The following is a 26,040-nucleotide window of genomic DNA, read 5'->3' on the forward strand; positions in this document are numbered from 1 at the left end:
GCGCGACAGCCAAGACACTACTGAAGGAAACTAGGAATGAGATTCAAGACAGGAAGCGCACTGACCCTAATCGCCGTGATGACGGCAAGCCAGGGCTTGGCGAACGAGGAGCTCCGTGAGTTCGCTCTTGAGATGTTCTCGCCTTTGCCTTCCACCGTCCCGGCCCTGAACGACAATATCGTGACCCCTGAGAAGGTCGATCTCGGCAAGGCGCTGTTCTTCGACCCGCGCATGTCCGCGTCCGGTGTCTTCTCCTGTAACTCCTGCCATAATCTTGCGACCGGCGGGGACGACAACATGCCGACCTCAATCGGTCACGGCTGGCAGAAAGGGCCGCGCAACTCTCCCACGGTGCTGAACTCCGTGTTCAACGAGGCGCAGTTCTGGGACGGACGCGCTCCGGATCTCGCCGAGCAGGCGAAGGGACCAGTCCAGGCTGGGGTCGAGATGGCGAACACGCCTGTCAACGTGATCGCGACACTGAACTCTATGCCCCAGTATCAGGAGTGGTTCCGCGCATCGTTCCCTGAGGATAACGACCCGGTGACTTTCGACAACTTCGCCCGGGCAATCGAGGCCTACGAGGCGACGCTGATCACGCCTGCGCCGTTTGACGCCTGGCTAAACGGGAACGACTCGGCGATGACCGAGCAGGAGGTGCGCGGGCTGAGCGCGTTTCTTAACGCGGGCTGCGCGTCTTGCCATTCCGGCGTAAACTTGGGAGGGAATGGCTATTATCCATTCGGGCTGATCGAAAAGCCCGGTGCCGAGATTCTGCCTGAGGGCGATAAAGGTCGCTTCGCGGTGACCGAGACGGTCGGGGACGAATACGTCTTCCGCGCATCGCCACTGCGCAACATTGCTGTGACAGCTCCTTATTTCCACTCCGGCGTGGTCTGGGACCTGAAAGTCGCTGTCGAGATCATGGCCGAATCCCAACTGGGCGCGGAACTGTCCGAGGAGGAGGTAACCGATATCGTCGCGTTCCTCGGTGCTCTGACTGGTGAGGTGCCAGAGGTCACCTACCCGGTTCTCCCGGCCGAGACTGCTTCAACGCCCCGCCCCACTGGCGAGGTTATCGCAGAATAATCTGAAAAATATAGACTGAACTTGAGGGCCTGCGTCATGCGCAGGCCCGTTTCGTTTCGGCGGGCAGTTCAGAGGCCCGAAGGTAACCGACCAGCCTACTCCACCGAAACTTCCCAGCTGCGGTTGCGCAGCCATATGGAGGTGTTCAAGGCGAGCGCGTAGGTGCCCCAGATCAAGTATGGGACCATCATCAGCGCTGCGGTCATATCATGCCCCAAGAACGCCACCGTCGTGGCCATAACCGTCACCCATAAGGCCGCGATGACCACCACCCCCGCCAGCATCCGGCGTAAGCCGAAGAACACCCCTGACCAGAGGGTATTGATCGTGATCTGAAGCCCCCAAAGCCCGAGCGCGAGGTCGTTGTCCGGAATCTCAGAGATCCGGGTCGCGGCGAACGCGATCAGGACGTAGAGGACTGCCCAGATCACCGGGAACATCCAGTTCGGGGGCGTCCAGTCCGGCTTGTCGAGGTTCCGATACCACACACCGGGACGGAAGAAGACTCCAGCTGCCCCAGCCGCGGTGCACGTCAAAATAAAAACTGGAAATAAGGTCATGCGTCGTCCTAACTGGAATGTATGCGCTGTCCCCGTCCCATTGATTTCTGCGGTTTCCCGACGCTGACCGAGCGGCGAGTTTCGTTCTGAGCATTCAGAAGGAGATGATGATGGCGGATGGCGGGGACGGGTTTGACGGTTGCATCGAGGTTGTGCAGCGGACGCGTGGATATCGGCGCTGGCCGGATGATGTGAAGGCCCGGATCGTGGCCGAGAGCTTTCAGCCGGGCGCGCGGGTGGCGGATGTGGCACGTAGTCATGATCTGGCAGCGCATCAGCTCTCAGATTGGCGGCGTCAGGCGCGCGAGGGCCGTCTTGTCCTGCCCGCTGACGCCATGGCCGGTGTGGCGTCTGACGCTTTGCCGGCCTTTGTGCCGGTTTCGGTGGAGCCTGAGGATGTGTGTCCGTCAATAGTTGTCGGCCGGACCGGTGGCGTCATCACGATCGAGATCGCCAACGACCTCGTTCTTCGGGTGCCGGGCGATGTTCCGGCAGAACGGGCAGCAGCGGTGGTGCGTGCGTTGCGAGGACCGGCATGATCGTCGCGGGACAGCGCCAGCCGATCCTGATTGCGACGCGCCCGGTGGACTTCCGGTGCGGGCATCGGGCGCTGGCGCTGATCGTGCAGACCGAGCTGAAGCTGGATCCGCATTCCGGGGTGACGATCATATTCCGTTCGAAACGCGGCGACAGGCTGAAGATCTTGGTCTGGGACGGAACAGGTCTCGTGATGATCTACAAAGTCCTGGAACAAGGCAGCTTTGCCTGGCCGAAGGTTCAGGACGGGACAATGCGGCTGTCGCGGGCCCAGCACGAAGCTCTGTTCGAAGGTTTGGACTGGCGCCGGATCGTTGCGCAGCGGGTCGCTCCACCCATTGCGGCGGGATGATTTACCAAGCTGTTTCGACGTTGTTTTATTGGCCTTTCCTGTCCGGACCGGCTATGAATCCGCATGTCTCAGCCCTTCGATCTCAGCCAGTTTCCGGACCTTCCGCCCGAGGTTGTGAAGGCGTTCGAAGCAGCGCAGTTCGAGTTGTCGGTCGAGCGTGCTGCCCGCCAGCATGAACAGGCGGTTGGGGCTGAGAAGGACGCCTTCATCAGCGAGTTGAAGGCCCTGATCGAGAAGCTGGAAGGCCAGGTCGGACAATACCGGCATGCGAAGTTCGGGCCGAAATCGGAAAAGCTGGACCCCGCGCAGCTCGAGCTGGCTCTCGAGGATCTGGAAGCGGCGATCGCCGAGACCCAGGAACAGATTGCCGCGGTCGAGGCGAAGATCGCGGCCAGCGAGACCGATCCCGAGAAGAAGGCGCCGCGCAAGAAGCGCAAGGCGCGCGCCTTGCCGGAACACCTGCCGCGCGTCGAGCGTGTCATCGAGCCTGACAGCATCGTCTGCCCATGCGGTTGCGGCGACATGGTGCGGATCGGTGAGGACAGGGTCGACCGGCTGGATTACATCCCGGCGCGCTATCAGGTGATCGTCACGATCCGCCCGAAATACGCCTGCCCCAAAGGGCGCGCGGGTGTGGTTCAGGCGAAAGCGCCGGCGCATCTGCTGGAGGGCAGTTGGCCAACCGAGGCGCTGTTGGCCCAGATCGGCGTGTCCAAGCATTCCGAGCACATGCCCCTGAACCGTCAGGCTGTGGTCATGGCCCGACACGGCGTGCCAATCGACCGGTCGGTGTTGGCCGACTGGATGGGTCGGACCGGTGCGCTGATTGCGCCGGTGGTGGACCGAATGGCGGTGTTGCTAAAGCAGGGCAGCACCCGGCTCTATGTCGACGAGACAACCGCTCCTGTTCTGGACCCGGGGCGTGGCAAGACGAAGACCGGCTATTTTTGGGCGGTGCTGCGCGATGACCGGGGCTGGAACGGCCCGGCGCCACCGGGCGTGGTGTTCCACTATCGGCCCGGCCGAAAGGGCGAATATGCCGATGAAATCCTGACTGGCTTCAACGGCACGATCCAGGTCGATGCTTACGGGGGCTATACGCATCTGGCCAAGCCCGATCGCAAGGGTGGTGAGCCGTTGAAGCTTGCTTTCTGCTGGGCTCACGGCCGGCGAAAGCTGATCAAGGCCAAGCCGAAAAAGGGTTCGCCATCGTCGACGAGGCGCTGGTGCGCATCGCTGCGCTCTACAAGATCGAGGATGCGATTCGCGGGTCAGCCCCCGAACATCGCTGTGCCGTCCGTCAGGACCTGTCCCGGCCGTTGGTGGATCAGTTCTTCGCATGGCTGGCCGCCCAAGCCGCACGTGTCTCGCGCAAATCCGACCTCGGCGCGGCGCTCTCCTACATGCTGCGGCGCCAGGACGGCTTCCGGCTCTTCCTCGAGGATGGCCATGTCGACATGGACTCAAATCTGGTCGAGAACGCCATCCGCAGCCCGGCCATGAACCGCCGCAACGCGCTTTTTGCCGGCCACGACGAGGGCGGCCGTTCCTGGGCGCGCTTCGCCAGCCTGATCGGATCCTGCAAGATGAACGGCGTCGAACCCTATGCCTACCTGCGAGATCTCTTCACCAGGCTCGCCAATGGTCATCTCGACAAGGACATCGATACGTTGATGCCATGGGCCTACGCTGCGGTCCCCATCCCCTCACAATGAGCTCATCCGGGAGTCCCCAGTGAGCTCATTCTGAGCACTCACGAAGGCAAAAAAGCCAGCCGCGCGCACCGGGAACCCTACACGCAAGCGAAATCCCAATGGGGCGGGGACGGCGCATACACTGGAATGAGATGTTTTCGGCTTAACAGCGCTTAGCACTGATCCACATGCGCTGGATCAATAACTCCACCAAACAGCCGGTCAGGACAAAAAATCTCGGCTCAAAGCGGCGTTTTCATATGCAAACACGAGCCGCTCACAAAAAAACAAATACAGCATTAGAGACGTTACAAAAACCCGAGCTTAGACTTACAACATTTCGGCAAATTGGTGGTGATCGAGGGACAGGCAGCTCGCTCTCCCGACGCAATGATCGACCCGCTGCTGCATCCGCAACCGTGTACTTTTCGCCCCTCGCGACCGTACAGCTTCAAAAGACTTTACACAAATCAACGCACACCAAAAAAAGTGACTCAGATTCACATTGTGGGTTTACAAGCTGCCCCCCTTGACGTACCCCTTAATCATCGAAGAGTTGCGCCCGGGGGAAAGTTCACCCGGGCGCTTTTTTTTGGAACCATTGTCGCGCGCTGGGCACCAAGTCAGCACATCCGCAAACGCGCCGCAATCGTCTTCACCAACTTCGTCCTGAGACCATCCCATGCCCCAGTCTCACCGCTTGTCGCTTCTTGAGGCGGTGACCAACGTCGTCGTTGGCTACGCGCTGGCTGTGCTCACACAGCTGATCGTGTTCCCGTGGTTTGGGTTAACCGCGAGCCTGCAGGACAACCTTGCCATCGGCGCAGCCTTTGTCGGCGTCTCATTGATCCGGAGCTATGTGCTGCGCCGTGTGTTTGAGCGGTGGCGATAATTGATGCCGTCAGGCAGACGGCAACCTGTACACGGTCCCCCGACCCTGTTCTTTCTGCGAGGTGATCGGCAGGCCCAATCGTTTCTTCAGCGCGGACGAAATCACCGCGCGCGCTGTGTGCGGCAACCACGCCGTGGCTGCAACGATCTCCTTGATGGACGCGCCGTCGGGGCGTTGCAGCATCTCGATCACCCGAGCCTGCTTGGTGCCGGCGCGCTGGGCGGGAGTGTCATACGCGCTGGGCGCGACGTTCTGCGTGCGTACTTTTCGAACGGCTGCGGTGACCTGCGCCACAACGGACTCAATGCCGATAGCTTCAAGTCCGGACGCGGTGGCCACCAGCGTTGTGCCGTGACCATCCCCGGTTTCGCGCCAGAGCGGCTCGCCCTTGCGCAGGTCTGCATCGACCTCCTCAAGCCAACCGCGGTCGGTCATCATCGTGACGACCTTTTTGGCAGCAGCGCCATGCAACCCGTCTGGCAATGGCAAGGCCAGATTGCCCGGGCGTGTCGCGGCGCGGCTGAGGATCAGGCTTTGGGTATCGGTAAGTTTCGGCATCATGTCCTCCAGTCATGAGGGACAGCGCATCGCGCGCTGCCTTCTACCAGATGGAGCCCGCAGTTGGGCGGGCCTGGCGCGATGCAGCATGACTGGTGTCGCTCTGGCGCCGATGACAATCAACTCGATAAAGGTGGCCCATGAACGTGATCCTGCGCGATCTCGACCAGACCCGTGTGCATTTCGAAGCGGCGATCCACCGGGTTGGCGAACAGGCAGCAACCCGCGCTTTCAACCGCGCGCTCAACTCCGAAGGCAACAAAGTCCGCACGCAGGTGCACCGTGCCCTGCGCAAACAGACCGGCGCAAAAGTCGCGCTGATCAACCGCGAGACACACACGATCCGGTCAACCTTTGCAAACCTGACCTACACGATCGAGGCGCGTGGCGATTACCTCGGTCTGTCGCATTTCAGCCCACGGCAGTTCGGCTATGGCGTCCGCGCCAAACCCTGGGGCCGGTGGCAGCGGTTCGAGAGCGCGTTCCTCGTAGGCTCCCTGGGCAAAAACGCCTTTGTCCGTGAGGGCAAGGCAAGGTTTCCGATCAAGAAGATGTTCGGCCCATCCATTCCGAAGGAGTTGGTACAGGACGCCACACGCGCAGCATTCGAGGCCGCGCAACCAAAGGTACTGGCTGAGGCCACACGACAGATCGGATTGCTGGTAACGTCGAAAGTCTGATCAGCGTGAGCGCTGGGCTGTCAAACTCTGGGTGAACAAACCAAAAACAACTTGTACAGGAGTCAGTCGGCGTGGGAGCAATTTATATTTGGCGCCCAGGCAATGCCTTGGGCTCTGTCTCTTTTGTCAGTCAACGACGACCAAAGTTTTGACAAACTGCGCACGGACCGTGAAGGCCTTGAATTTTGAATATCTTTGTGGGAGCTTTTTCAGCGGGGTGAAATAGGCCTATTGGGTCGTCCATTTTGGGACTGTGCTCATGGTTGATGTCGTAATTGCGAGCTTCTTTGTCGGTTTAGGCTTGATCATCTGGGCTTTTGTTGCGTTCGCAATCGAGCGCCTTGCAGGCCACGACTTATATTACAATATTTTCGGAATGACGTTCTTTGGCCTCCTTGGTTATCTCGCAAAAGCGTTATTATTTTTTTGATATCAAAATATACAAAACGCTGAATTAAGCTCACATGACGTTACCAAGATACAGCGTGACCTCTATATTTGCACATCCGCAAGACTTGCAGAGAAAAGGGCTGCCGCTGTAAACGAGACAACCCGTGATCCCTGATCCTGTTGTGGTGCGTATGATTGACCTGACTTGGTACAACAAAAGTGGTCGCGCCGCAAAGTTTTACCGCTTGGAAATTATTCCTGGTCTTTTCGGAGATTGGTCGTTGGTCCACCATTGGGGCAACATTGATGAGCCAGGTGAAACGCGCACCGAATGGTTCAAAACAGAGACGCAAGCCAAGCAGGCACGTTTTGTCGCTCACATGGAGAAAGCCATGGCGGGCTACGAGTGAGAAGCGTTCCGGATTGTGATTGAAGCGTTCAAAACTCTTCAATCGGGGCGCGTTGACATCGGATGCCAAAGCGACGCGGCTGTCTAACCTTCTGAACGATCACAATGACACAGGAGTTGCTGAAACGCCGTTCCGTTGACCGGGACATATTGCATTACATGCGCGCTGGGCCGTAAAGTCATAAAATAACACCGGAAATCAAAAAGGTGCCAGCGAATGAAACCCGATAGGTTCGGTGCGGTCATCTTTGTGTTCTTGGGTTTGGCGGGCTGTAAATCGTCTCTCGACTACGCTGCCTACGAGACTTCCAGATTTTGCACGACGCGCGCCCATCAAGGCGCGCCAAAACAAGTGGGCTCTGGTTATGACATCCAGTTCTCGAATGTCCACCGAGCTACAGGCGGCCCGGTTTTTTCAGACTGCATTCTCGTCAAACTTACGACGCCAAGCTTGATCCGGATTATCGCCATTGATGGCTCGGACAGCGCACCTGGCCGGGCTTACGTTCTGGTTGATGGCGAGCCGTTCTCTAGTGCCGAGATTGGCGACGCGGAACTGGTTCAACTGACCGTTGATGCGCGCCCAGGACACAACGTCGTCCGTTTCGAAATCGATGGAAGGCCTATGGAATGGAATGTGTACGTCACCCAATCTGCCGGCAGCGAAGCTGAAACGCGGACAGTTTCTCGAAATCCGCCTGAACCACTGCCAGAGCCGCCCTTTAGCCCAGTGCCAGAACCAGCACCGACGCCAGAACATGATCAAGGTCCGCAGAAAGAACCGGAGATGATCTCAAGCCCGCAGCCTAGTCCTGTCCCCACGCCCAGCCGCGAGACCGACAGGGTTCTTGAAGTGATCACGATCGGCAACGGCGATCGTATCCTGATCAATCTGAATTCGGATCCCATGACCATACTTGAGATGACCACAACCGCGGATGGCGAGCGCGAAATGGTTCCGTCTACGCGATAACACAATAGACCAGAGCAAGTGATGCCGTGAGCTTGTCGCATTTCAGGCCACGGCAGTTCTTCTATGAAATCTGCGCCAAGCCCTGGGGCCGGTGGCAGCGTTTCGAGAGCGCGTTCCTCGTCGACTCCCTCGGCAACAACGCCTTTGTCCGTAAGGGCAAGGCCAGGTTCCCGATCAAGAAGATGTTCGGCCCATCCATCCCGAAGGAGATGGTCCAGGACGCCACACGCGCGGCATTCGAGGCCGCGCAGCCAAACGTGCTGGCAGAAGCCACAAGACGGCTCCGAATGCTGCTTGAGCCCTTCGGCTGACGGGCATTGTGAGGTCTCGCTTTCACGACCTTACGATCAACCGACCAGTTCAGTCAGGTGTCAAAAAACCTCAAATAATACACGTCCAAGGCGAATTCGTATGGTTGGTCAAGATTGTCGAATACCCTTGATATAGGTCAAGTCATCGTATGCACTCCCTTGATATTCTGAATCGAGAATATGAAGGAGCTCAAAAGATGGTACTCAATTGGAAACTCGGGGGGCTGCTGCTCGGGCTGGTGTTTTTCGCCGCCGTGCTGCTTGTCAAGCCCATCGGGGTATCTACGCAATTCGTGATCTTGAACGGTGTCGTTGCAGACATGGTATCCCCAGATTTCATAACCAAGACCGACGAGGCTTACACCTCGACCAACGCCTATATGGCGAAGTCAGGTGGGAAATATGCGGGCAATGCGGCCAACCCGCTGAACTATAGCTTTGTGTTTGTCCTCGCGATGGCTCTTGGTGCCTTTCTGTCCGCACGTCTTCGAGGCGGCATCGACGCCGCGGAACGGGCCGCTCCCGAGATCTGGCGCGCCAATTTCGGCGTCACGCCGGTAGCGCGTTATGCTGTGGCCTTTCTGGGCGGGTTCATCGTGCTCTATGGCGCGCGATTGGCGGGGGGCTGCACGTCGGGGCACATGATGTCCGGGATGATGCAGACCGCGCTGTCGGGCTATATCTTTGCCGCTGGCGCGTTTGCCGCCGCCATTCCCACCGCCATGCTGATGTACAAAAAGGGCTGAGACATGACCTCCATTCTTCTTGCAATCGTGATCGGTGCGGCCTTCGGGGCGGTCCTAGACCGGATCGGAGCCACCAACCCCAACTGGATCGGCGGCATGCTGACATTGCGGCGGCTGCACCTTATGAAGACCATTCTTCTGGCTATCGGTACGGGGTCAATCATGATGTTCGGCGGCCAGATGCTTGGTCTCGTCGATGTCGGCCACATGTCGGTCAAGGCGGCTTATGTCGGCGTCTTCATTGGCGGTTTGATGCTTGGCGCAGGCTGGGCGGCGTCGGGATATTGCCCCGGTACCGGTGTCTGCGCAGCGGCCTCAGGGCGCAAGGACGCACTCTTTTTCATCGCGGGCGGTTTGCTCGGGGCAGCGGCGTATATGGCGACCTATCCAGCGTGGAAGGCGTCTGGCCTGCTCGACGATTTTGCAGGCGGCAAGGTGACCCTGGGCTCGGTGCCGGGAGCGTCATATGATGGCCTAATGGCGATGTCAGGTGACCTTCTGGGCATCGTTCTCGGCGCCGTTTTCGTATTGGTGGCCTTCGTCCTGCCGGACAGCCTTGTCGGAGAGCGACAGTCGGTAGAAGTGCCCGCAGAGTGATCGAAGCCATGATTTAATCAAAGAACGCCCCGACCTCAGTCGGGGCGTTCTTTCGTGTCGACTTCAATATCTTGTACATAACTCGTGAGCTGCCCCCCGGAAGTTCCCTCGCTGTGATGTAGAGTCTGCCCAACCTGAAGGAGCAGACGACATGAGGAAAAGCCGTTTCACCGAAGCGCAAATCATCGGGATGATCAAAGAGCAGGAGGCCGGGCTGCCGACCTCCGAGCTTTGCCGGAAGCATGGGCTGAGCCCGGCCACGTTCTACAAGTTGAAGGCCAAGTATGGCGGGATGGACCTGTCCGATGCCAAACGGCTGAAGCAGCTCGAGGATGAGAACGCGAAGCTGAAACGCCTGTTGGCGGATGCGATGCTCGACAACGTGGTGCTGAAGGATCTGCTGGGAAAGCCCTGACGACGCCGGTGCAACGGCGGGACGCGGTGCTGCGAGCGCTGAGGGATCATCCGATCTCTCAGCGTCGGGCCTGCGTCCTGGTCGGTGTCGATCCGAAGACGGTGCGACGAGAGAGGCCGCCCGACAACCCGGAAATCCGTGAGGAGATGCACAAGATCGCCGAGAAGCGCCGTCGCTTCGGTTATCGGCGCGTGGGCATCATGCTGGAGCGCAAGGGCATGATCATGAACGAAAAGAAACTCTACCGGATCTACCGGGAGGAAGGGCTGTCGGTGCGACGCAGGCGTGGCCGGAAACGGGCACGGGGCAGCCGAACGCCAATGCCGGTGCCGCTGCGGCCGAACCAGCGGTGGTCCCTGGACTTCCTGTCCGACACGTTCGGTGCCTGCCGGAGGTTCCGCATCCTCGCCGTGAACGACGATTGCTGCCGTGAGAACCTGGCCCTGATCGGCGACACCAGCATCTCGGGGGCCAGGGTGGCGCGGGAACTCGATGCGCTGGTCAGGGTCTACGGAAAGCCCAGCTGCATCGTCAGTGACAACGGGACCGAGTTCACCAGCAAGGCGATCCTGAAATGGGCCAACGAGAACGGCGTCGAATGGCATTACATCGACCCCGGAAAGCCCCAGCAGAACGCCTTCATCGAGTCCTTCAACGGCAGCCTGCGCGACGAATGCCTCAACGAGGAGATCTTCGACACCCTAGCCGATGCCCGCCGCAAACTGGCCCTCTGGCGCTACGACTACAACAACGTCAGGCCGCATTCCTCGCTGGGCAACAAGACCCCGTCCGACGCGCGCCAAGCGCTTGAGCAATCTGAGGGCTCCGCGCCCGGCGCGCTTGCCCAACCCGAAACCGACCACTATCAATCCCAAGGACTCTCGTTATGAACGAGGGACGACCGGGGGGCAGGTCACTCGGCCATCATAGACTGTAACTCGTTACGGGCTTTCCAACCTGTGACGTGTGACTAAACCCGCGATGAGCAGGAGACTATCAGATGACCGTTGATCTGGCCTGGGACAACTTTCTGGAACCCGATGAGGAAATCCTCTGGAGCGGCAAGCCTGGTGGTCAAATCATCTTTTCTGATGCCTTAAGCTTTTTGACGATCTTTGGGATCGCAATATCCTTTTTCTCCCTCACTTGGATGGGCGGTACCTTGGTGGCAGTCGCTCGGCCGGGCGCGCCAATCCTCGCATATCTTTTTCCACTTTTCGCGCTGCCATTTCTTCTATTCGGACTGCAAATGGCAGGTGGTCACATCCTTGTCGACGCCTACCGACGCCGAAGAACGTGGTACACGTTGACAAACAAAAATGCTTACATCGCGACTTCAGGCTTGTGGAAGAAGAGTCTGGACATCTATCCGGTTGAGGAGATGAACGTTCTCCGGATTGAACCGGGTGCGCTCGGAACGGTTATCTTCAAGGAGCATAGATCGCGCAAAAGAACCGCGATCAAGCGGCCCAGTGGTTTTTACAAAATACCTGACGCAGTTGATGTTTTCAACTTGCTGAGGGAGCTCCGGGGTCAAAAAGCGCAATACGCCACCAAAGCCAACTAAAGCTCAATACGAAACACGCTGCGTTCACTTCCGGGTTGCTGCTCCACAGGAAGCCCCTTCAAACACGCGTGTATAGCTGCCGATGACCGACATTCAGCCGGTTGGCAATTTCACTAGCCCCGCCCGACCTGGCGCGATGTCGGCCAGCCGCGGCCTGCAGCCCCCCACCCCTTGGGTCCCTTCCGGGGGTTTGATCTCATGCGGGGCCGCCGCCTCGCGGGATTTTCGTGTTTTTTATTTTTTGAAAAATCCATTTCGCTTCGTTTCAGAGGGGGTCCGATGCAAGGATTTCAATGGCTTAGGTCTCGAATTGCCGAAATGCCCCCCGCTGGTTTCGCCAATTGAAACCGCGATCTTGTGCGCTTCAAAGGGGGCCTGACCGAATGATTTCAATAACTTAGGCTTCGATTCAGCGAACAGTCGGCGCTGCAAAACAGCGTGTTTTTGACACAGAATACCCGTTTTTGCAGCGTGACGCTGCAATGTCACTACCTCAGATTGACTAACCCAACCCCGGCCCCGTTTCGGTTCGCGGGCCCAGTTTTCGCACCCAAAGAGCAGGTGGAAACGGCGGTGCAAAATTAGGCCATGGTAGCGGCGGGATAGTCTCGCTGCGGGCGGAGTAAAATCCTGCCACTTTTCCCTTCTTGCATCGGCAGGGAGGGCGGGGAGATCTATACCGTGGAACTTTACAAGAAGGTTCGCTTGGCGTGTTCCGAGGGCATGAGCGCGCGGGCGGCGGCGAAGCATTTCAACATTTCGCGTGGGACGGTTGATAAGATGTTGGCCTTTTCGGTGCCGCCTGGCTACCGGCGGGACAAGCCGATCAGGCGGCCGAAGCTGGACGGGTTCACCGAGTTCATTGACGCCTGGCTTGAAGCCGACAAGGTCGTGCATCGCAAGCAGCGTCATACGGCCAAGCGGATATGGGAACGGCTTCAGGCCGAGCACGGCTTCACCGGAGGCTATACGATCGTCAAGGATTACGTGCGTGATCGCGAGCGGCGGACCCGGGAGATGTTTGTGCCGCTGGCTCATCCGCCGGGCCATGCTCAGGCCGATTTTGGCGAAGCGGTTGTCGTCATCGGCGGTGTCGAGCAGAAGGCGCACTTCTTCGTCATGGACCTGCCGCACAGCGATGCCTATTTCGTCCGGGCCTATCCAGCGGCGACGGCGGAGGCCTGGATAGACGGCCATGTCCGCGCGTTTGACTTCTTCGGCGGGGTGCCGCAGTCGGTGCTCTACGACAACGACCGCTGCCTGGTGTCGAAGATCCAACCGGACGGCACGCGCATCCGCGCCGCGCTGTTCAGCGGCTTGCAGTCGCATTACCTGTTTCGGGATCGCTATGGTCGGCCCGGGAAGGGGAACGACAAGGGCGCTGTCGAGGGGATGGTCGGCTACGCCCGCCGCAACCACATGGTGCCGATCCCCCACTTTGCCAGTTGGGACGATTTCAACGCAGACCTTGAAGGGCAGTGCCGCGCACGCCTGACGCGCATTCTTCGGGGTCACAAGGAGACGATCGGTGAGAGGTTGCAGCGCGATCTGGTCGCGATGCGCCCCCTGCCTGCCGCCCCGTTCGACGCCTGCGACCAAGCGGGCGGCAGGGTCAGCTCGCAGTCTCTCGTGCGCTATGACACCAACGATTACTCGGTCCCGGTCGCCTATGGCCACCAGGATGTCTGGATCCGCGGCTATGTCGATGAGGTCGTGATCGGCTGTCGCGGGGAGGTGATCGCCCGACACCCGCGCTGTTACGATCGCGAGGACATGATCTTTGATCCGGTTCACTACCTCCCGCTGATCGAGCGCAAGATCAATGCCTTGGACCAGGCCGCACCCTTGGCGGAATGGGACCTGCCCGAAGAGTTCCAGACTTTGCGCCGCCTGATGGAGGCGCGCATGCTCAAGATGGGGCGCCGCGAGTATGTGCAGGTGCTGCGTCTGCTCGAGACCTTCGAGATGGATGACCTGCATGCCGCCGTGAAGAAGGCCCTGAAGCTGGGCGCGGTCGGCTTCGACGCCGTGAAGCACCTCGTGCTTTGTCAGGTGGAGAAGCGCCCCCCGAGGCTTGATCTCGATGTCTACCCCTACTTGCCGCGGGCGAATGTCGAGACGACGCGGGCGGCCAGCTACATGGCCTTGATGTCGGAGGCGGCGGAATGACCGAGGCCCCGAAGATCCTGCTTGCCCACCATCTGAAGACGCTGAAGCTGCCCACATTCTTGCGGGAGCACGAGAAGGTTGCGCGTCAATGCGCCGCCGAAGGACTGGACCATGTCCAGTTCCTGTCGCGCCTCGTGGAACTGGAACTCATTGACCGCGAGCGGCGGATGGTCGAGCGCCGCATCAAGGCCGCGAAGTTCCCGGCCACCAAAAGCCTCGACAGCTTCGACTTCAAGGCGATCCCGAAGCTGAACAAGATGCAGGTGCTGGAACTGGGGCGTTGCGAATGGATCGACCGGCGTGAGAACGTGATCGCCCTCGGGCCCAGCGGAACCGGCAAAACCCACATTGCACTGGGCTTGGGACTGGCAGCCTGCCAGAAGGGCATGTCTGTCAGCTTCACCACCGCCGCCGCGCTGGTCAACGAGCTGATGGAGGCGCGAGACGAACGTCGGCTGCTGCGCGTCCAGAAGCAGATGGCTGCCGTGAAGCTGCTGATCATCGACGAGCTCGGATTCGTGCCCCTGTCCAAGACCGGCGCCGAGCTGCTTTTTGAGATGATCTCCCAGCGCTACGAGCGCGGCGCCACGCTGATCACCAGCAATCTGCCCTTCGATGAATGGACCGAGACCTTCGGCACCGAGCGGCTGACCGGCGCGCTCCTCGACCGGTTGACCCACCACGTCAACATCCTCGAGATGAACGGCGAAAGCTATCGCCTCGCGCAAAGCCGCGCACGCAAGCCCGGCGAAAACATCAACTGATCCAAAGCCCAGACTTGGACCTGACGGTCCAAGGCGGCCAGTCACCCGCCAGCTACATGGAGAGCGCGGCTGACTGGCCGCCGCTCATCACCCGCGTCCCGCGTAAACCCAAAGTGGCCCAGTTTTGCGCCGCCCCGTGGCCTAATTTTACTCCGCCGTTGACAGATTTCGGTGCCATTTTACGATCGCGTTGTCCTGCAATGGCGCGGCGATGCCGGGCTGCAACTGAACCGCCCCGGGTTTACCGGAGAGTAAAACACTCAAAGGATGAGCCCTATGACAAAGCAGAGATTCACCCCCGCCTATCCGGCCGAGCTTCGCGAACGCGGTGTTCGGATGTTTCGAGAGAACCGTACCGATTATTCCAGCGATACGGCCGCCTATAAGGCCATCGCGCCGAAGCTTGGCTGTTCGCCGGACAGTCTGCGGGTCTGGTGTCAGCAGGCCGAACGCGATGCCGGGCAGCGGGCCGGTCTGACAAGTGCCGAGAAGGATCGGATCAAGGAACTTGAGCGTGAGGTCCGTGAACTGCGCCAGGCCAACGAGATCCTGAAGAAGGCCAGCGCATATTTCGCAGCGGCGGAGCTCGACCGCCCATTCCGCAAATGATCGCGTTCATTGATGATCACCGTTGTGTCCATGGTGTCGGGCCGATCTGCCGGGTTCTGGGGATCGCACCATCGACTTATTACGCCTTCAAGGCCGTGGAGCGTGATCCGGATCTGGCATCGGACCGGGCCAGGCAGGATCAGCTGGACATGGCTGCGATCAAGCAGGCCTTCGAGGGCAGCCGGGGCCGATATGGCGCGCGCAAGGTCTGGCACCAGCTACGCCGCAGTGGCCATGATATCGCCCGCTGCACGGTGGAGAGGTTGATGCAGGTCATGGGATTACAAGGCGTTGTGCAGGGCAAGAAGGTGATCACCACCAACCCCGATACGGCACAACCTTGCCCGCACGATAAGGTAAACCGAGCCTTCGTGGCGGACATGCCAAACCAGCTTTGGGTCAGCGACTTCACCTATGTTTCCAGCTGGCAAGGAATGGTCTACGTGGCTTTCATCATCGACGTCTTCGCCCGCAAGATCGTTGGCTGGCGGGTCTCGACCTCGATGACGACTGGTTTCGTCTTGGATGCCCTGAACCAGGCCATCTGCCAGAGGGCGCCGTCTGAGGCTGACAAATTGATCCATCACAGTGATCGTGGCAGCCAATACCTGTCGATCCGATACACCGAGCGGCTCGCAGAGGCCGGCATCGATACCTCGGTCGGAAGCGTCGGCGATTCCTATGATAATGCCCTCGCCGAAAGCATCATCGGCCTGTTCAAGACCGAGGTCATCAAGTTCCTCGGCCCCTGGAAGTCGGTCGGTCAGGTCGAATGGGAAACTCTGAAATGGGTCGACTGGTATAACAACACCCGCCTTCACAGCGCCGTCGGTTACATCACGCCACAAGAAGCAGAGGAGGCATTCTACGCAAGCTTGAACGCTGACGAAAAAGCAGCCTAACTATTGAACCAGAAACTCTCCGGTAAACCCGGGGCGGTTCAAACTGCATGCGCGGGAATTCGATGCAGAGTACTTTACAGACGGTCACGTCTGGCACGGTTCCAGTCGTGATGCAGCGCGTGCCGCGACCGGACAGGGCGGGTTTTTGACAACTCTCGGCACAGTGGACGCACCAGACGCGCTCGTGGCCGAAGTCTACACCTTTCCATCGGGTATGACGCAGGCCTCGGGCACTGTCGCGCTGACCATCGAAGCCGAAATCCTTGCGTCGAATTGCAACAGCAGCGTTGAGGCGCAAACACTCGAAATCCGCAGTGGCGCCGAGCTGAGTTCAAAGGAACTGACAATCGACGTTCCGGGATGTGACGCGGTAGGGGATTTCTTGCTGTTGAAAAATCTTGTCGAAGACCTGACAATCGCTGCAAAATAAGCGAGCGGGTCAAAGGCTCTTTGTGAGATGAAACAGTTCTGTGCGGTGCTTTGGGCCGCACTTTTCCTTGTGGTGAATGGTGCCGCGGTGCGCGCCGATGATGTGACACTTCGGTCGCAGGATGGTGCAATCGAATTATCCGGCACATTGTTGGGCTTCGATGGCCAGTATTACCGTGTCCAGACACAGTATGGCGAACTCACCGTCGACGGGTCCGGTGTTCTGTGCGAGGGGCCGGGATGCCCTTCGCTGACCGACTTTGTTGCAGAGCTGTCGATTTCCGGGTCTTCGACAATCGGTGAGGTCATGATGCCTGCGCTGGTTGAGGGGTTTGCCCTTCAGACCGGGCTCAAGGCCGAGCGGATCAAGCAGGACGACACCCATTTCGAATATATCTTGTCCACCCCTGATGGCGCTACGCCTGTCGGGCGGTTCCGTTTTCGTGTGTCGAGTACCGATGAGGGTTTCGCCGATCTGTTGGCAGACGAGGCCGATCTGGTGATGGCCCTGCGCGAAATCCGCAGTGGTGAGCTGGCGCTGGCCGCCGAGGTTGGCCTTGGTGAACTTGATGACGTAAATCGCAGCCGCGTTCTGGCGTTGGATGCGATGACGGTGATCGTGTCTCCGACAAATCCGGTTTCGGCGATATCTGTGTCTGACCTTGCGCGTATTCTTGCCGGTAATATCGACAATTGGCGGACCTTGGGTGGGGCAGATGCACCGATTTCGATCCATATGCGCGACGCACAATCCGGTATCGCCCAAGCGGTCGAAGACAGAGTGATGCAACTGGCAGGCCTGTCACTGATCGACGATGTGACGCGGCATCCAAGCAATGCTTCCCTTGCCGAGGCTGTCGCGCGTGACCAGCTTGCGCTTGGTGTGGCCAGCTATTCCGAAATCGGAAACAGCAAGCCGCTCGCGCTTACCGGAACATGCGGGTTTCAGTTGCGTGCCAACCGGTTGACCATAAAGACCGAGGACTACCCGCTCACCGCGCCGATGTTTCTGTATATCCCAGCCCGGCGTTTGCCCAAGCTCGCGCGGGAATTCCTTGCTTACACACGGACGGGACCGGCCCAGATCATCACGCGGCGCGCCGGGTTCGTGGATCAGGCGCCTGAAGAGATCAGCCTGAATGCCCAAGGTGACCGCTTTGCCAATGCCATTCGGGTGGCCGACGGAGAGAACGGTTTGGCGTCGCTGAAACGCATGGTCGACACGTTGGCCCCGTTGCGGCGATTGTCCACATCGTTTCGATTCGAGGCGGGTGCTGCCCGACTGGATGCGCAGTCGCGATCGAATGTTCAGCAATTGGCCCACGCGATCGAAGCCGGGGTCTATGACGGGCGGCAATTGGTGTTGGTCGGGTTCTCTGACGGTGAAGGCCCCGCAGAGGGCAATCTTCGGATCGCCCAGCAGCGCGCGCAAGCGGTGAAACAGGCCATCGAAGCAGCGGTTGAGACTGCAGACCTTTCGCAAGTGCGTCTGTCTACGGATGCGTTCGGAGAGGCGATGCCGATGGCCTGTGACGACACAAGCTGGGGGCGGCAGGTGAACCGTCGAGTCGAGATCTGGGTGCGGTAGAAGCCGGTCAGAGATAACCTTCGGATTTAAAGCTGACCTCTGTCGATTTGCCAATGATCAGGTGGTCATGCAGTGTGATCCCCACCAATTCGCAGGCGCGTTGGATGGTTTCTGTCATGTCGATATCGGCGGTTGATGGGGTGGGATCCCCTGAAGGGTGGTTGTGTACGAGGATCAGCGCCGAGGCGTTGAGGTCAAGCGCGCGTTTGATCACCTCACGCGGGTAGACGGGGACGTGATCGACCGTGCCTTTGCCTTGGATTTCGTCAGCGATGAGGACATTTTTGCGATCCAGAAAGAGGATGCGGAATATTTCTGTTTCGCGATGGGACATGGTCACCCGGCAGTGTTCAAGCAAAGCGTTCCAGCTTGAGATCACGGGCCGTTTGAGCACCTTGCCTTGCGACATGCGGTGGGTCGCCGCTTCGATCAGTTTGAGGTCGAGGGCGATTTCCGGGCCGATGCCTTTCACCTTTTTCAAGCGTTCGATCGGGGCAGACAGCACACGGTTGGAATCGTCGAATTCTTCGAGAAGGCGATGGGCGGTTGGTTTCACATCCCCGTTCTTGAGACAGCGAAAAAGTAGCAACTCAAGGAGTTCATAATCGGGGAGCGGTTCCGCGCCGCCGACCAGAAATCGCGCACGCAGGCGTTCACGGTGGCCTGCGACGTAATTTGGCTGCTTGGGTGGTTTGGGTTTTGGCGGCGCGATTTGCACAGGGGCGACCGCCGCCGCTTCGAAGAGCGAGAGTTGAGTTGCGCGAGACCGCTTCATGAGCCGACCATGGCGCAGAAGTCCTTAAAAAGACTTTAACGGCCCCGCGTCGGGCGGGGCCGTCGAATCATCCTTTCATGGAGTCCCAAAAGCCTTTGACTGATTTGAAAAAGCTCTTGGATTCCGGGTTGTTGTCTTCGCTCAGCTCTTCGAATTCGCGCAGCAGGTCTTTCTGCTTGGCCGTCAGGTTGACGGGTGTTTCAACCGCCAATTCGATGAACATGTCGCCCTGCCCGGCCCCACGCAATGCGGGCATTCCTTTGCTGCGCAGACGCATCTGGCGGCCAGATTGGCTGCCTGCCGGAATTGCGACGCGGCTGCGCCCCCCATCAATGGTCGGCACTTCGATGTTACCTCCCAAAGCGGCAACCGTCATCGACACGGGCACCCGGCAATGCAGATGCACGCCATCGCGTTCGAAGAGTTCGTGCTGGGCGACTTCGATAAAGATGTAGAGGTCGCCCGGAGGCCCGCCGCGCAGGCCCGCTTCACCCTCACCGGCAAGGCGGATGCGGGTGCCAGTTTCCACGCCTTTGGGAATGTTGACCGACAGAGCACGCTCTTTCTGAACACGGCCAGCGCCGCTGCAGGTTTTGCAGGGGTTCTTGATCGTCTGCCCCAAACCCGAACAGGTCGGACAGGTGCGTTCGACAGTGAAGAAGCCTTGGGTCGCACGGACTTTGCCCATGCCCGAACAGGTCGGACAGGTTGTAGGTTCGGCACCGCCTTCTGCACCCGATCCGGAACACGATCCGCATTGCACAGATGTGGGAACCTGGATCGTCTTTTGCAGCCCGGCAAACGCGTCTTCGAGCGTCACGCGCAAATTGTAGCGCAGGTCAGCGCCGCGTGACGCGCGTTGACGCCCGCCGCCGCGTTGGCCGCCCATGAAATCGCCGAACAGGTCATCGAACACATCGGAGAACGCACTGGCAAAGTCGCCCTGCCCGCCACCGCTGAATCCGCCGGGACGCCCACCGCCCCCCATGCCACCTTCGAAGGCTGCGTGGCCATAGCGATCATAGGCGGCTTTCTTGTCAGCGTCCTTGAGAACCTCGTAAGCCTCGTTCGCCTCTTTGAATTGGTCCTCGGCCTTGGGGTTGTCTGCGTTGCGATCCGGGTGAAGCTCTTTCGCCTTGGTGCGATAGGCTTTCTTGATCTCGTCGGCAGAAGCGCCTTTCTTTAGGCCGAGCACTTCGTAGTAGTCACGTTTGGACATCATGCCCTCCTTCTACGGAACGAAAGAGGCCGGCCCGGTGTCCGGACCGGCCCCATTTCGGTTCCGCCCAACCAGCGTCAGGCGCGCTTGTTGTCGTCGAGATCTTCGAAATCGGCATCAACGATGGTGTCATCGTCGTCGCCACCCCGATCTGCCGCCGTGGGTTCGGCATCGCCATCATCGGCTTGCGCCTTGTAGATCGCTTCGCCCAGCTTCATCGCGGCTTCGGTCACGTTCTGGATGCCCGACTTAATCTTGTCTGCAGTCGATTTTTCGTCTTCCAGATCGTCCTTGAGCGCCGCAATCGCGAGTTCGATTGCTTCCACGGTCGTTGGGTCGACCTTGTCGCCGTGTTCTTCCACCGACTTTTCGGTCGAATGAATAAGGCTTTCGGCCTGGTTGCGGGCCTCGACCATTTCACGACGTTCTTTGTCCGCTTCGGCGTTTGCTTCGGCGTCCTGAACCATCTTTTCGATGTCTTCGTCGGACAGACCACCAGAGGCTTGGATAGTGATGTTCTGCGTCTTGCCGGTGCCTTTGTCCTTGGCCGACACAGACACGATACCGTTGGCGTCGATGTCGAACGTCACCTCGATCTGCGGCATGCCGCGCGGTGCGGGCGGGATGTCTTCGAGGTTGAACTGGCCGAGCATCTTGTTGTCGGCCGCCATCTCGCGTTCACCCTGGAACACACGGATCGTCACGGCGTTCTGGTTGTCCTCGGCGGTCGAGAAGATTTGCGACTTTTTCGTCGGGATCGTCGTGTTGCGGTCGATCAGGCGGGTGAACACGCCACCCAGCGTTTCGATACCCAGCGACAGCGGCGTCACGTCGAGCAGAACAACGTCCTTCACGTCACCTTGCAGAACGCCAGCCTGAATCGCCGCGCCCAGCGCCACAACTTCGTCCGGGTTCACACCCTTGTGCGGCTCTTTGCCGAAGAACTTGGTCACTTCTTCCACGACGCGCGGCATGCGGGTCATACCGCCGACGAGAACGACTTCGTCAATGTCGGAGGTCGAGAGACCGGCATCTTTCAGAGCGGCAGCACAAGGCTTCATCGACGCCTTGATCAGATCGCCCACGAGGCTTTCCAACTTGGCGCGGGTCAGCTTCATCACCATGTGAAGCGGCTGGCCGGTCTTACCGTCCATCGAGATGAACGGCTGGTTGATTTCGGTCTGGCTGGAGGAAGACAGTTCGATCTTGGCCTTTTCCGCAGCTTCCTTGAGGCGCTGCAGGGCCATCTTGTCTTTGGTCAGATCGACGCCGTTCGCTTTCTTGAACTCATCCGCAAGGTAGTTGACGATCCGCATGTCGAAGTCTTCACCACCAAGGAACGTGTCGCCGTTGGTGGATTTCACTTCGAACAAGCCATCGTCGATTTCGAGAATGGTCACGTCGAACGTACCGCCGCCAAGGTCATAGACCGCGATGGTGCGGGATTCTTTTTTGTCGAGGCCGTAGGCCAGCGCGGCGGCTGTCGGTTCGTTGATGATCCGCAGCACTTCGAGACCGGCAATCTTGCCTGCGTCCTTGGTTGCCTGACGCTGTGCGTCGTTGAAGTACGCGGGTACGGTGATGACCGCCTGTGTCACTTCTTCGCCGAGGTAGCTCTCGGCGGTTTCCTTCATCTTCTGCAGAATAAAGGCGGAAATCTGGGAGGGGCTATATTTGTCGCCCTTGGCGCGCACCCATGCGTCGCCATTGCCGCCGTCAATCACTTCGAACGGCATGTTCTTGCGGTCCTTGGCAAGATCCGCGTCGTCGTTGCGACGGCCGATCAGGCGTTTGACACCAAACACGGTGTTTTCCGGGTTGGTCACAGCCTGACGCTTTGCCGGCTGACCCACCAGACGCTCGTCGTCGGTGAATGCCACGATGGATGGGGTGGTGCGTGCCCCTTCGGAGTTTTCAATCACGCGCGGTTGCGATCCGTCCATGATCGCGACGCAGCTGTTGGTTGTACCGAGGTCAATACCAATCACTTTGGCCATGTTTTCGATCCCTTCATGTCTTAAGGCGATGTCACGAGACGATGACCCATTCCGGCATCCCGCCCCGCATTTCATTCCACTGGCGTTACACTCCAGCGGGTCCGGTGGGTATATAAGGAGGCATCCACACGCCTGCAAGCGCCGCTGTTACAGCGAATTTCTGAAAATTGGGTATGTGTTTCCCGGATGCGCGGGTTATTTTCGGGTCATGACCCTGTTGCGCATCCGTGATTTTGCCATTCACCCGGGGTATTTTACCCCGGATGCGCAGGTGGCCCTTGTTGCAGACCTGCGTAAAATTCTCTCGCATGCGCCATTGTTTCGGCCTGTCACGCCACGCGGCACGCAGATGTCGGTGCGGATGAGCGCGGCAGGCAGCTATGGTTGGATCAGTGATCGCAAGGGCTACAGGTACGAGCCCCTGCATCCTTCGGGCGCAAGCTGGCCACCAATTCCAGACAGCCTTTTGCGGATGTGGCGCGATCTTGTTTCGGATGCGCGCCTGCCGGAATGTTGTCTGATCAATTGGTATGACGAGACCGCCAAGATGGGCATGCATCAAGACAGGGATGAAGCCGACCTGTCACAGCCGGTTGTGTCCGTTTCTCTTGGCGATGATGCGCTGTTCCCGATGGGACACGAGACGCGTGGAGGTAAAACCGAGTCCGTGTGGCTTCGGTCGGGGGATGTTGTGGTTCTGGCTGGTTCAGCCCGCCGCGCCTATCATGGGGTTGATCGTATCCGACCTAACAGCTCGACCCTGCTGGCAAACGGGGGGCGGATCAACCTGACGCTGCGGGTCGTGACTTGATCAGCGTCGCGCCGACCAGGACGCAGAGGCGTGCCTGCGCGTGTAGAATTCCCCCATCAGACCGATCATCAAAAGCGTCAGCGACAGGTACACCACGTATTCCCAATTGGTGTTGCGCGGCACATAGTTGATAAAGGCAAACCCACGCGCCTGATCGATCGTGTGAAAAAGAGGGTTCCAGTCGAACAAGGCAATCATGAAGGATGGCAGGGAATTGGCCACAAACATCTTGCCGGACGCGATCATGTTGGCCCGCTTGTAGACGTTGGACAATGTCGCCGTCAGACCGGGGAGCCATGGTTTCAGTGCTAAAAAAACCATGCCCACAGCGCCGCCCGAAAACCATGATAACAGCAGCATTCCCATAACCGGTGCCGGATCGACGATTTCCGTCAGAACGTACGGGTTCATGGCAATGTCGTAGACGAACAGGATCAGGATGATCGCAAGCACCTGAATGTAGAGCACCGACAGCATCCCCGAAAGGATTGAGATAAACGTGTTCATCGGGGCATGCTGCATCATCGCACTTGATGGGCCTTCGCTGCCCAAAACCGCCCCAACCGCCTTGTTGTGGGTCATGAACATGAAGATGCCAGTAAGCAGGAAGATGACGAAATCCCCCCTTAACGCGAGCCCCTTGAGGCCCATGATGCTGAACATGATGTAGAAAAAGAGGACAAAGAGCAGCGACTGAAACACGCTGACCGCAATAGACATAAACGCGTTGCCATGCGCCTTGCGGACGGATCGCACCGTATTGTGGTAGATCAGTTCAAGGATGTTGACTGCCGAAGACGCACGGTTCGTCGGCACCGTTTTCTGGAACATCAGTTTTCTGCCTCTGCCGTAATCCGCGTTTTTCCGTCAATTGGACTGACTGTTGTTGCGGACATTTGTTAAGCCAATGATAAGGGAGGCGCGCTTTTAAATCAATCGACGTGAGGATGGACGCGAATGAACTATGAAGAATTGACGCAAACGATGCGTCGCCTTGCGCTCGAAGCCGGTGACACCATCATGCAGATTTACAACGCCGATGATTTCGAAGTGCGCTCCAAATCCGACGACAGCCCGGTCACGGTGGCCGACGAGGCGGCGGATGCGTTGATCTCGGCCGGGTTACGCGCAACGTTTCCCGACATTGCCCTGATCACGGAAGAACAGGCCGATACGCATGATCTGGACGTGCGCGACTTTCTGATCGTCGATCCCTTGGACGGCACAAAGGAATTCATCAACCGGCGCGGTGATTTCACGGTGAACATCGCGCTGGTGGAAAACGGTGTGCCGACCCGCGGTGTTGTTTATGCGCCCGCCAAGGGCCGATTGTTCTATACCGATGCCAACGGGCAAAGCGTGGAAGAAAGCGGAGCGTTCAACAAGACAACAGCCGGGGCCACAACGCCGATCCGTGTCTCGAATCCCGATCTGGATGCGCTGATGGTCGTTGCCTCGAAATCGCATCGGGATCAGGCGACGGACGATTACATCAACCGCTATTCCGTCAAGGACAGCAAAAGCGCTGGATCGTCGCTCAAATTTTGCCTTGTCGCCACGGGTGAGGCGGATTTCTACCCGCGTTTGGGGCGGACGATGGAGTGGGACACGGCAGCCGGCCATGCAGTTCTCAACGGCGCGGGAGGCCGTGTCTTGCGGCTGGAAGATTTGCAGCCCCTGACCTATGGCAAGCCGGGCTTCGGTAACCCGTTCTTCGTGGCTTCGGCACCGGGCGTCGATCTCGTCCCAGTCTGACCGGCGCAATGCAGCCCCCGGCATTCAGTCTGATCATCGTCAGCCGACATCGGCCGGACTGGTTGCGACGCTGCCTCAAGGCTGTCGGCCAACTGGATTACCCTCGGTTTGAGACAATTGTGGTCGCCTGCCCAAAAGGTGAAGAGGTGGCTAAAGCGGTGCCAGGCACGCAGGTGATCGGCTTTGATGTGGCCAATATCTCGGCAGCGCGCAATGCAGGGGCCGATGCGGCGTCGGGCGACATTATCGCATTTATGGACGATGATTCCGTTCCGGAGCCGACATGGCTTGCACATCTTGCGCTCGCCTTTGCCGATCCCGAAGTCGTACAGGCCGGAGGCATCACGCTTGGTCGCAACGGGATCTCGGTTCAGCATGGTGCGGCTTTGGTCGACGACACAGGCCACAGCCACCCGCTTCACATAGCACCCTCAGAGCCGGTCGTCGTTCACCCCAAGGACCACTGCCACCCGCGTTTGCATGGAACGAATATGGCGCTGCGGCGTGCCGCCCTATTGGAACATGGTGGCTGTGACACACGCTTTGCGTTCTACCTCGATGAAACCGATCTGAGCTACCGGATCTCTCGGGCGGGGGGCAAAACCGTCTTTCAACCCAAAGCCGTGGTGCATCACTCGAGCGGAGCAAGTCGGTTCAGACAGGCGGACAGGACACCGCGGGACGTTTTCGAAATTGCCGCCTCGGCCGCGGTCTTTCACCTTACGCACAGCCCGACGTCCAAACGCAATGCAGCGCAGGACGCGTTCCTGTCTGAGCGGCGCAATTGGATTTTGCGTCATATGCAGACTGGCGGTTTACCACCGGACCGGGCATGGGCGTTGATCCGTGACCTTGACGCTGGATATGCGGCGGGGCGCAGCCGTGTCACACGCCAGCCGGCACAATGGAGCGTACTCGAACGAGGCGACATCTTACCTACCACTACCACCGCGCGTGCAGGCGACCTTTGGCTTGTCACTTCGGGCGGCAATGCCAAGGACATCCATTCCAAGGCAAGGGATCTGGTTGCCCAAGGGAACCGCGTCACTGTCTTGGACTACCAGAGGACTGCACGTTTTCACCATGTCCGGTTTACGCAAGATGGCGTCTGGCTTCACACGGGCGGGATCTACGGCAAGGAAATACGGACCGAGCCGATGTTCCGAAAAAGCTCGAAAGAAGAACGGTGGCGTCAGACGGCGTTGTTGCATTACCCCGGCCTGAGGCGTGACGTCCCCTTACCCCGCTGACG

27 protein-coding genes, 1 pseudogene and 1 other annotated feature are annotated in these 26,040 nt (G+C 59.1%); of the genes and pseudogenes, 22 read left to right on the forward strand and 6 right to left on the reverse strand.

The annotated features are described in order from the left end of the window. Positions 1-78: 78 nt before the first annotated feature. Complete coding sequence (locus tag ACK3EW_RS17030; protein ID WP_493809754.1) at positions 79-1,089, forward strand: cytochrome-c peroxidase; 1,011 nt, start codon at positions 79-81, stop codon at positions 1,087-1,089. A gap of 95 nt (positions 1,090-1,184) precedes the next feature. On the opposite strand, the gene tspO is transcribed toward ACK3EW_RS17030, so the two are convergent. Continuing rightward, positions 1,185-1,649, reverse strand: a complete 465-nt coding sequence (gene tspO, locus ACK3EW_RS17035) for a tryptophan-rich sensory protein TspO (protein ID WP_493807098.1) — start codon at positions 1,647-1,649, stop codon at positions 1,185-1,187. Positions 1,650-1,759: 110 nt separating this feature from the next. Between tspO and tnpA the strand changes: the two genes are divergently transcribed. The 4 genes and pseudogenes from tnpA to ACK3EW_RS17055 all read left to right on the forward strand — a co-directional run bounded on the left by tnpA (position 1,760) and on the right by ACK3EW_RS17055 (position 5,124). Continuing rightward, positions 1,760-2,188, forward strand: coding sequence for an IS66-like element accessory protein TnpA (tnpA, locus tag ACK3EW_RS17040; RefSeq protein ID WP_493807099.1), 429 nt, complete (start codon positions 1,760-1,762; stop codon positions 2,186-2,188). After that, positions 2,185-2,538 carry an IS66 family insertion sequence element accessory protein TnpB gene (gene tnpB / locus ACK3EW_RS17045; RefSeq protein WP_099912501.1) on the forward strand — a complete coding sequence of 118 codons (354 nt, stop codon included), beginning with the start codon at positions 2,185-2,187 and terminating at the stop codon, positions 2,536-2,538. Before tnpA ends, tnpB begins: the two co-directional genes overlap by 4 nt. A gap of 63 nt (positions 2,539-2,601) precedes the next feature. Further along, positions 2,602-4,253, forward strand: a pseudogene (gene tnpC / locus ACK3EW_RS17050) (IS66 family transposase). 661 nt (positions 4,254-4,914) lie between these two features. Beyond that, entirely contained in the window at positions 4,915-5,124 is a 210-nt protein-coding gene (locus tag ACK3EW_RS17055) for a DUF7220 family protein (RefSeq protein ID WP_493807100.1), read from the forward strand. Between the two features lie 9 nt (positions 5,125-5,133). Here ACK3EW_RS17055 and ACK3EW_RS17060 read toward each other — a convergent pair whose 3' ends face one another. Next, a complete protein-coding gene (locus ACK3EW_RS17060) occupies positions 5,134-5,682 on the reverse strand; it encodes a DUF3489 domain-containing protein (RefSeq protein ID WP_493807101.1) in 549 nt (182 codons plus the stop codon). A 140-nt stretch (positions 5,683-5,822) separates the two neighbouring features. On the opposite strand from ACK3EW_RS17060, the gene ACK3EW_RS17065 reads away from it, so the two are divergent. The 14 genes from ACK3EW_RS17065 (at position 5,823) to ACK3EW_RS17130 (ending at position 18,231) form a co-directional block, all read left to right on the forward strand. Further along, the gene (locus ACK3EW_RS17065; RefSeq protein ID WP_493807102.1) at positions 5,823-6,362 is read left to right on the forward strand and encodes a hypothetical protein; all 540 of its coding nucleotides are present in this window, start codon (positions 5,823-5,825) and stop codon (positions 6,360-6,362) included. A gap of 259 nt (positions 6,363-6,621) precedes the next feature. Next, on the forward strand, positions 6,622-6,792 hold the full coding sequence (locus ACK3EW_RS17070; RefSeq protein ID WP_493807103.1) for a hypothetical protein: 171 nt from the start codon (positions 6,622-6,624) through the stop codon (positions 6,790-6,792). Between the two features lie 124 nt (positions 6,793-6,916). Continuing rightward, positions 6,917-7,162, forward strand: coding sequence for a WGR domain-containing protein (locus tag ACK3EW_RS17075; RefSeq protein WP_493807104.1), 246 nt, complete (start codon positions 6,917-6,919; stop codon positions 7,160-7,162). A gap of 216 nt (positions 7,163-7,378) precedes the next feature. Beyond that, on the forward strand, positions 7,379-8,134 hold the full coding sequence (locus ACK3EW_RS17080) for a hypothetical protein (RefSeq protein WP_493807105.1): 756 nt from the start codon (positions 7,379-7,381) through the stop codon (positions 8,132-8,134). Positions 8,135-8,160: 26 nt separating this feature from the next. Then, on the forward strand, positions 8,161-8,445 hold the full coding sequence (locus ACK3EW_RS17085) for a hypothetical protein (RefSeq protein WP_493807106.1): 285 nt from the start codon (positions 8,161-8,163) through the stop codon (positions 8,443-8,445). 197 nt (positions 8,446-8,642) lie between these two features. Beyond that, a complete protein-coding gene (locus ACK3EW_RS17090; protein WP_493807107.1) occupies positions 8,643-9,191 on the forward strand; it encodes a YeeE/YedE thiosulfate transporter family protein in 549 nt (182 codons plus the stop codon). 3 nt (positions 9,192-9,194) lie between these two features. Further along, positions 9,195-9,788 (forward strand): YeeE/YedE thiosulfate transporter family protein, encoded by a 594-nt coding sequence (locus ACK3EW_RS17095; RefSeq protein ID WP_300585051.1) that lies wholly within the window; start codon positions 9,195-9,197, stop codon positions 9,786-9,788. A 151-nt stretch (positions 9,789-9,939) separates the two neighbouring features. Continuing rightward, positions 9,940-11,093 (forward strand): IS3 family transposase gene (locus tag ACK3EW_RS17100; protein ID WP_493807108.1). Its coding sequence is split into 2 segments (ribosomal slippage): positions 9,940-10,189 and positions 10,189-11,093, totalling 1,155 coding nucleotides; the frame shifts between segments, so codons are not numbered across the junction. Between the two features lie 110 nt (positions 11,094-11,203). Continuing rightward, on the forward strand, positions 11,204-11,770 hold the full coding sequence (locus tag ACK3EW_RS17105; protein WP_493807109.1) for a hypothetical protein: 567 nt from the start codon (positions 11,204-11,206) through the stop codon (positions 11,768-11,770). A gap of 672 nt (positions 11,771-12,442) precedes the next feature. After that, positions 12,443-13,939, forward strand: coding sequence for an IS21 family transposase (gene istA / locus ACK3EW_RS17110; protein WP_493809682.1), 1,497 nt, complete (start codon positions 12,443-12,445; stop codon positions 13,937-13,939). Continuing rightward, positions 13,936-14,703, forward strand: coding sequence for an IS21-like element helper ATPase IstB (gene istB / locus ACK3EW_RS17115; RefSeq protein ID WP_493806540.1), 768 nt, complete (start codon positions 13,936-13,938; stop codon positions 14,701-14,703). The genes istA and istB overlap by 4 nt, the downstream gene beginning before the upstream one ends. Before the next feature lie 276 nt (positions 14,704-14,979). Next, positions 14,980-16,214 (forward strand): IS3 family transposase gene (locus tag ACK3EW_RS17120; protein WP_493807110.1). Its coding sequence is split into 2 segments (ribosomal slippage): positions 14,980-15,280 and positions 15,280-16,214, totalling 1,236 coding nucleotides; the frame shifts between segments, so codons are not numbered across the junction. After that, positions 15,267-15,383 (forward strand) — a sequence feature (AL1L pseudoknot). It overlaps the preceding gene by 117 nt. Before the next feature lie 145 nt (positions 16,215-16,359). Then, positions 16,360-16,644 carry a hypothetical protein gene (locus ACK3EW_RS17125; RefSeq protein WP_493807111.1) on the forward strand — a complete coding sequence of 95 codons (285 nt, stop codon included), beginning with the start codon at positions 16,360-16,362 and terminating at the stop codon, positions 16,642-16,644. 27 nt (positions 16,645-16,671) lie between these two features. Further along, a complete protein-coding gene (locus ACK3EW_RS17130) occupies positions 16,672-18,231 on the forward strand; it encodes a phosphate ABC transporter substrate-binding/OmpA family protein (RefSeq protein ID WP_493807112.1) in 1,560 nt (519 codons plus the stop codon). A 7-nt stretch (positions 18,232-18,238) separates the two neighbouring features. Here ACK3EW_RS17130 and radC read toward each other — a convergent pair whose 3' ends face one another. The 3 genes from radC to dnaK form a co-directional block, all read right to left on the reverse strand. Next, a complete protein-coding gene (gene radC / locus ACK3EW_RS17135) occupies positions 18,239-19,006 on the reverse strand; it encodes a RadC family protein (RefSeq protein WP_493807113.1) in 768 nt (255 codons plus the stop codon). Between the two features lie 67 nt (positions 19,007-19,073). After that, the gene (gene dnaJ / locus ACK3EW_RS17140; RefSeq protein WP_085628143.1) at positions 19,074-20,225 is read right to left on the reverse strand and encodes a molecular chaperone DnaJ; all 1,152 of its coding nucleotides are present in this window, start codon (positions 20,223-20,225) and stop codon (positions 19,074-19,076) included. Between the two features lie 77 nt (positions 20,226-20,302). Continuing rightward, entirely contained in the window at positions 20,303-22,222 is a 1,920-nt protein-coding gene (gene dnaK, locus ACK3EW_RS17145) for a molecular chaperone DnaK (RefSeq protein WP_439118712.1), read from the reverse strand. Between the two features lie 208 nt (positions 22,223-22,430). Between dnaK and ACK3EW_RS17150 the strand changes: the two genes are divergently transcribed. After that, complete coding sequence (locus tag ACK3EW_RS17150) at positions 22,431-23,033, forward strand: alpha-ketoglutarate-dependent dioxygenase AlkB family protein (RefSeq protein ID WP_493807114.1); 603 nt, start codon at positions 22,431-22,433, stop codon at positions 23,031-23,033. Here ACK3EW_RS17150 and ACK3EW_RS17155 read toward each other — a convergent pair whose 3' ends face one another. Beyond that, positions 23,034-23,864 carry an ABC transporter permease gene (locus ACK3EW_RS17155; RefSeq protein WP_085627789.1) on the reverse strand — a complete coding sequence of 277 codons (831 nt, stop codon included), beginning with the start codon at positions 23,862-23,864 and terminating at the stop codon, positions 23,034-23,036. 126 nt (positions 23,865-23,990) lie between these two features. Here ACK3EW_RS17155 and cysQ point away from each other — a divergent pair, with 126 nt between their 5' ends. Together cysQ and ACK3EW_RS17165 are read left to right on the forward strand one after the other, a co-directional pair. Further along, positions 23,991-24,788, forward strand: a complete 798-nt coding sequence (gene cysQ, locus ACK3EW_RS17160) for a 3'(2'),5'-bisphosphate nucleotidase CysQ (protein WP_493807115.1) — start codon at positions 23,991-23,993, stop codon at positions 24,786-24,788. 8 nt (positions 24,789-24,796) lie between these two features. Further along, positions 24,797-26,038, forward strand: coding sequence for a glycosyltransferase family 2 protein (locus tag ACK3EW_RS17165; protein ID WP_493807116.1), 1,242 nt, complete (start codon positions 24,797-24,799; stop codon positions 26,036-26,038). The last annotated feature ends 2 nt before the right edge of the window (positions 26,039-26,040 follow it).

This window comes from Marivita sp. NO-S04, assembly GCF_059070475.1.